The 6471-nt window shown below is 35.2% G+C and carries 5 protein-coding genes; all 5 read left to right on the plus strand.

Going from position 1 to position 6471, the window contains the following annotated elements; translation table 11 throughout:
- The first annotated feature begins 61 nt into the window (after positions 1-61).
- The 5 genes from adhP (at position 62) to DS031_RS16840 (ending at position 5830) form a co-directional block, all read left to right on the plus strand.
- A complete protein-coding gene (gene adhP, locus DS031_RS16820; RefSeq protein WP_113807224.1) occupies positions 62-1075 on the plus strand; it encodes an alcohol dehydrogenase AdhP in 1014 nt (337 codons plus the stop codon).
- Between the two features lie 16 nt (positions 1076-1091).
- Entirely contained in the window at positions 1092-1259 is a 168-nt protein-coding gene (gene sda, locus DS031_RS16825; RefSeq protein ID WP_113807225.1) for a sporulation histidine kinase inhibitor Sda, read from the plus strand.
- Positions 1260-1519: 260 nt separating this feature from the next.
- Positions 1520-2668, plus strand: a complete 1149-nt coding sequence (locus DS031_RS16830) for an iron-containing alcohol dehydrogenase (RefSeq protein ID WP_113807226.1) — start codon at positions 1520-1522, stop codon at positions 2666-2668.
- Positions 2669-2680: 12 nt separating this feature from the next.
- Positions 2681-4348 carry a sensor histidine kinase gene (locus DS031_RS16835; RefSeq protein WP_113807227.1) on the plus strand — a complete coding sequence of 556 codons (1668 nt, stop codon included), beginning with the start codon at positions 2681-2683 and terminating at the stop codon, positions 4346-4348.
- Positions 4349-4369: 21 nt separating this feature from the next.
- Complete coding sequence (locus DS031_RS16840; protein ID WP_113807228.1) at positions 4370-5830, plus strand: sigma-54-dependent transcriptional regulator; 1461 nt, start codon at positions 4370-4372, stop codon at positions 5828-5830.
- The last annotated feature ends 641 nt before the right edge of the window (positions 5831-6471 follow it).

Below are 6471 nucleotides of genomic sequence, written 5' to 3' on the forward strand. Positions count from 1 at the left end.
AGTTGGCACGATGATTGCAATAGTAGTAAGTGAACTAATTATAAAAAGGGGGATATGATTTATGAAAGCAGCTGTTGTTAATGAGTTTAAACAAAAACTTGAAATTAAAGAGGTACCTATTCCAGAGCTTGAATATGGCGAAATTTTAGTAAGAATTAAAGCGTGCGGTGTCTGCCATACCGATTTACATGCTGCACATGGTGATTGGCCAGTAAAGCCAAAGCTTCCGTTAATTCCTGGTCATGAAGGTGTGGGCGTTGTTGAACAAGTAGGTGAAGGGGTTAAATCGATTAAAGTTGATGATCGTGTTGGAGTACCTTGGCTTTATTCTGCATGTGGGGAATGTGAATATTGTTTAACAGGAAGAGAAACGTTATGCCCTGATCAATTAAATGCAGGTTATTCTGTTGATGGTGGTTATGCACAATATTGTAAAGCGCCAGCCGAGTATGTAGCAAAAATCCCTGATAATTTAAGCTTTGAAGAAGTGTCACCGATTTTTTGTGCAGGTGTTACAACATATAAGGCATTAAAAGTTTCTGAAGCAAAGCCGGGTGATTGGGTTGCCATTTACGGTATTGGTGGTTTAGGACATGTGGCACTTCAATATGCAAAGGCAATGGGCTTTAATGTGGTGGCAGTTGATATCCAAGACGATAAACTAGAATTAGCAAAAGAATTAGGAGCAGATTTCACGGTAAACGGTATGAAGGGAGATCCGGTAAAAGCAATTCAGGATAAGGTCGGAGGTGTTCAAGCGGCAATTAGTGTTGCCGTTACAAAGAAAGCATTTGAACAAGCTTATCAATCTGTTAAACGAGGTGGGAGCCTAGTTGTTGTTGGTCTTCCAAATGATGAACTGCCAATTCCAATTTTTGATACAGTTTTAAATGGTGTAGCAGTAAAAGGGTCTATCGTTGGAACACGTAAAGATTTACAAGAAGCGCTTGAGTTTGCGGCACAAGGCAAAGTTAAAACAAATATTGAAACACAGCCGTTAGAAAAAATCAATGATGTATTTGAGCGGATGGTAAAAGGACAGATTAATGGACGTGTTGTTTTAACACTTGATTGATGAGGAGATATTAATAATGATTCAACGATTAAGTAATCAATTTTTAGTTCGTGTTTATGTTCAAGCGATGACATTAAAGCTTGATTCTCATTTTATTTATTTGTTAGAAAAGGAAGTAAAGAAAAGAGATTTACCATTACAATATCAAACACATCAATGGCAAAATATAAAAAGTTCATTATAGCAGCCCTAAAGAGCTTTCTTTAGATATTAGTTTTAATTTATAGAATAGTTATATTACTCAATTTTTTCTATACGAGTAGGTTTATCAAATTCTTTGATAAACCTACTCTTTATTTTAGTTATTTATATTTTATAAACCGAATGTAACTTAAAAAGTTGTCCGAAAACCAATGAATATTTCTAATTGTTACAACATTCATAAAACTATTGGAAACCAATAGAAAATTTCGTAACATTAAGATAAAAAGGGAAATGATAATCATGCAGATTACAAAATTTGTTACACCTGAAATTATCTTTGGAAAAGGTGCAATTAGACAAGTAGGAGAAAGCTGCCTACGTTTAGGTGCTAAAAAAGTATTAATTGTAAGTGATTCTGGTGTGATAAAGGCAGGGTGGCTGGATCATATAATTGAAAACTGCAAAAAAGCAGGACTTGATTACGCCGTCTTTTATGATCTCTCAACAAACCCAACCAGTGATAATGTAGAAGCAGGATGCCAACAATATTACCGTGAAGAATGTGATGCTGTACTTGGTATCGGGGGTGGAAGTGCCCTCGATGTTGCAAAAGCAATTGCCATTATCGCAACAAATGGTGGTGATATTTGCGATTATGAAGGGATTGATAAAGTCACAAGACCGCTTCCTCCACTTGTAATGGTTTCGACCACTGCTGGATCAGGATCAGAAGTTTCGCAATTTGCGATTATTGTGGATGTAAGGCGAAAAAAGAAAATGACAATTGTTTCGAAATCTCTAGTACCAGATATTGCAATTATTGATCCATATACACTTGTAACAAAGGACCGCCTCTTAACAGCATCAACAGGAATGGATGTGCTTTCTCATGCCATTGAAGCATATGTTAGCGTTGCTGCAACACCATTAACAGATGTCCAAGCAAAAAATGCAATATCACTTGTTTCAACATATCTACGCCCTTCTGCTGCTTCAAAAACGAATGAAGAAGCAAAAAATGGAATGGCAATGGCAAGCCTTCAAGCTGGACTTGCTTTTTCAAATGCGATCCTTGGAGCGGTTCATGCGATGAGTCATGCAATCGGGGGACGTTATCCTATTTCACATGGTGATATTAATGCTATTTTACTGCCTTATGTTATGGAATTTAATCTAATTGCTGCACCAAAACGTTTTAAAGATATTACATCATTATTAGGTGAAAACATTCAAGGACTTTCGGATATCGACGCCGGTCGAAAAGGTATTGAACATGTGAAACAACTTGCCATTGATATTGGTGTACCAGAATGTTTATCTGATTTAGGAGTAAATCGTGAAGAAATAATTGCCATGAGTGAAGCAGCACTTGAAGATGCTTGTATGATTACAAATCCGCGGGATATGACGCTTGACGATGTTAGCAAGCTATTTCAGCAAGTGATTTAAGGAGAGAGTAAAATGATTGAGGAACAAAAGGAACGGATCGCCCAACTTACCGGTGTAAAATCGTCAAAGCAAAGTTACTATACACAGCTCAAAGAAACAGTTCAACAAATGAAAAAGAAAAACATGCAGCTTGAAATTATTAATGATATGATGAAAAGCTTTAAAGTCGACCGTTCAATTGATGATATGTTAAAAAACATTTTACATAAACTGCAAGAAATTATATTCATTGATTATCTATTGCTTTTTCTTTACGACAACCAGCATTTAACATTAACAAACAGCTATCCTGAATCTCTTTCATTGAAAATTGCGAATCCGGTAAAACAGTCCCTTATTTGGCAAGCTATTAAAAATAAAAAAGTACTTATAAACTCGTTTTCTACTATTAATGAAGCAACTGATTTTGAAAGAGATATTTACCAAAATATTGAAACCAGCACTTTTGTTACCCTGCCGCTTTTCAATAACGAAACGATTATTGGCGCATTGTGTCTTGGAAGTAAACAGGAAACAAAATATGAAGAAAGTGACATTGATTTTTTGCAGCAACTTGCTGATCAGTTAACCGTATGTATTGAAAATACAAGGCTCTACCATATCGTTTTACAAAGAAAAAAGGAATGGGAAGAAACCTTTCGAGCTGTAGATGACATGCTCATTGTAGTCGATTTAACGGGATCTATTTTACGGTTTAATGAAAGCGCAGAATCCTTTTTAAACATTAAAGAAAATCAACCATGCAGCATTATTTTTACTAATATTGACCATGAAAACCAAAACCCATTAACTGAAACATACCAGACGCGAAAAACAGCATACCGTCAACTTCACTTCCATGATGATCGTATATGTGATGTTTACAGTTATCCTGTTTTTAATGAAGAAAACACAATGTATGGAGCAATTTTATATATTAAAGATGTTACAGATAAACTGCAAATGGAAGCACAGCTGATGCATTCAGGAAAACTTGCAGCCCTTGGTGAAATGGCAGCAGGTGTTGCTCATGAGTTAAACAGCCCGCTAACAGCCATTCTGGGAAATTCGCAGATTTTGATGCGGGAATTTCATAAGGATAATTCTTCTTATAATCTTTTACATGATATTAAGCAATGCGGTATACGCTGCAAAAAAATTATTCAAAATCTATTAACTTTCTCAAGACAGGAAGAATTACGTGTCGAGAAATGTTCAATTAATCAAGCAGTTGAACAAGTACTAAGTTTAGTCGGTTATCAAATTAGGAGAAATGAGATTGATTTGTCCATTCAATTAACAGAAGAACTTCCTTTTTTTCAAGGAAACCTTCAGCAAATTGAACAAATTGTTATTAACTTATTGCTAAATGCAAAAGATTCGCTTGAAATGTCCAAAAAAACAAATAAAAAAATAATTATTAAAACGACATTCCAAAAAAGAAATGATTATAAATGGCTTGTACTTTCTGTCAAAGACAACGGCATCGGTATTGTTGATAAACATCTTAGTGAAATATTCCATCCATTTTTCACAACAAAGGAAGCAATGAAAGGGACAGGACTTGGACTATCAGTAAGCCTTGGAATTGCGAAAGCACACGGTGGGACAATTGAAGTCAAAAGTACTTATCAAAGAGGCAGTATTTTTTCCTTACTACTTCCTCTAGATCATGAAACAGACTCTATTAATCAATACTAACTTCTTAAAAAAGGTGATTTGATGACAAATATTCTTATCATTGATGATGAACATGAAATTGGAAATTTCTTCTCACATCTTCTAACACGAAAAGGTTATCATGTAACGGTTGCTAATTCCGGAAAAGAAGCAATCAACACAATTAATATGCAAAACTTTCATTTAGCGATGATTGATATAAAGCTTCCAGATGCAAATGGTCTAACATTATTGAAACACTTAAAAAGACAGCTTCCAACATGTAAAGCAATCATTATGACAGGGTTCAGTACGATTAAAACAGCAGTAGAAGCCATTAAGCTTGGTGCGGATAATTATATTGAAAAGCCATTTGATAACATTGACGAATTAGAAGGAAAAATTGACGAATTGCTGGAAAATAATGTGACAGATACGAAAAAGGAAATCGTACAACTTGCTAAAAAAACAGGATTAATTATTGGTACAAATACTTCGATGAATGAATTGATTACAATGGCTTATAAGATTGCACAAAAAAATGTCACTGTCTTAATTGAAGGAGAAACCGGAACTGGTAAGGAAGTGCTTGCGCGATTTATTCATCAAGCAAGCAACCGCACTGAACAATCATTTATCGGTGTTAACTGCGGTGCATTAGCAGAATCACTGCTTGAAAGTGAATTGTTCGGACATGAAAAAGGGGCTTTTACCGGCGCATCACAGCAACGCAAAGGTTTATTTGAGATTGCAAACAATGGCACACTATTTCTTGATGAAGTTGCCGAAGCTTCACATGCTATTCAAGTGAAGTTATTACGTGTATTAGAAACGCGCGAATTCATGCGTGTAGGCGGTAATAGTCCGATGCAAACAAATACACGAATTATCGCGGCCTCACATGCGAATCTTTATGAAGCAGTAAAACAAAAAAAGTTTCGTGAAGATTTATTATACCGGCTCGATGTCGTGAAATTAGAAATCCCACCGCTAAGAAAGCGTAAAGAAGACATTCCACTTCTCGTTCATCATTTATTGGATAAACAAAACAGCAATCACCTTCGTTTTTCTGACGAAGCGATGAGCTTAATGCAGAATTATGAATGGTTTGGAAACATTCGTGAGCTGGTAAATGTCATTACACGCGCCATTACGCTTGCTGATGGTGAAACAACTATTATTACACCAAATTATTTACCAATTAAACTGACATCAACAATTGAACAGGTTTCGCCATCACAAAACTTAAAATCTCCTATAAAATCAACAGCATATGATCATGACTTTGAGGCTTACCTCAATCAATGGGTAATGGAAATACTTCAAATGTGGAAAAATGACAGTAATGTCGATTTTGAGGAAATTCTCAACCAAATTAAATTATTTGAAGACCAAATTGGTAAAGCTTTTGTCACAAAAGCACTTCGTAAAACCCTTGGCAATCGCAAGGAAGCAGCAAAACATTTAAAAATCAGTACTCGAAAATTACGATATTTACTAAACGAAAAAGGGACTGATTTATAAGAGGTTGGCCTTTTTTCGTTTAGTGAAGGCCCCTTATTTCACCTCTCTTTCGGTATATTTTCTGTACTCCAGATTAATGTAAATTTCTGCTTCTTCTCACTTCTTCTAACATTATTACAAAGCGCTGGTCATTTTAAATTTAGCATTTTGAACTTTCTTGACTTATCTAATTTGACATATTGAATGATGAATAACAAACAGCCTCTACTTAAAAAGTAGAGGCTGTTTGTCCTATAAAAGGGAAATCTTAAAATGTTTGATGGATCTCCAAATTAATCCTGAGATACAGTGGAGGGAATTACGCTTATAGTATTCGAGGTAAACCCTCTATTAACTGAGTGTGACATAATACTCAAATATGAGACGATGTGATAACTTTAATCGTTGCTATTCTATCATTACAGTTAATCCTTACTTGTCATTTTGAATGTTATTCTAAAAATTACCGGGAACTTAAGTTCTAATAATTAAATGTAAATATTAGGAATATTACAATGTCTATCAAGGGTGTCCAGAGTACCCCTTCTTCAAGCGTGAAAACGATAAGGAGGGGGTGAATGGACAGGTCTTCATAGGTCTTATTCCTTGTTTTTTAGAAAAAGCTTCCTGAACCTTCATTCAAGAACAAATGTTTGGTATAA

Origin of the sequence: Bacillus taeanensis, from assembly GCF_003318295.1 — a bacterium.
Taxonomy (GTDB): Bacteria; Bacillota; Bacilli; order Bacillales; family UBA6769; genus Maribacillus; species Maribacillus taeanensis.

What these genes read in the sequence shown, in the direction of transcription:
- adhP (WP_113807224.1), top strand. Translation starts at nt 62, where the DNA reads ATGAAAGCAGCTGTTGTTAATGAGTTTAAACAAAAACTTGAAATTAAA.
- sda (WP_113807225.1), top strand. Translation starts at nt 1,092, where the DNA reads ATGATTCAACGATTAAGTAATCAATTTTTAGTTCGTGTTTATGTTCAA.
- DS031_RS16830 (WP_113807226.1), top strand. Translation starts at nt 1,520, where the DNA reads ATGCAGATTACAAAATTTGTTACACCTGAAATTATCTTTGGAAAAGGT.
- DS031_RS16835 (WP_113807227.1), top strand. Translation starts at nt 2,681, where the DNA reads ATGATTGAGGAACAAAAGGAACGGATCGCCCAACTTACCGGTGTAAAA.
- DS031_RS16840 (WP_113807228.1), top strand. Translation starts at nt 4,370, where the DNA reads ATGACAAATATTCTTATCATTGATGATGAACATGAAATTGGAAATTTC.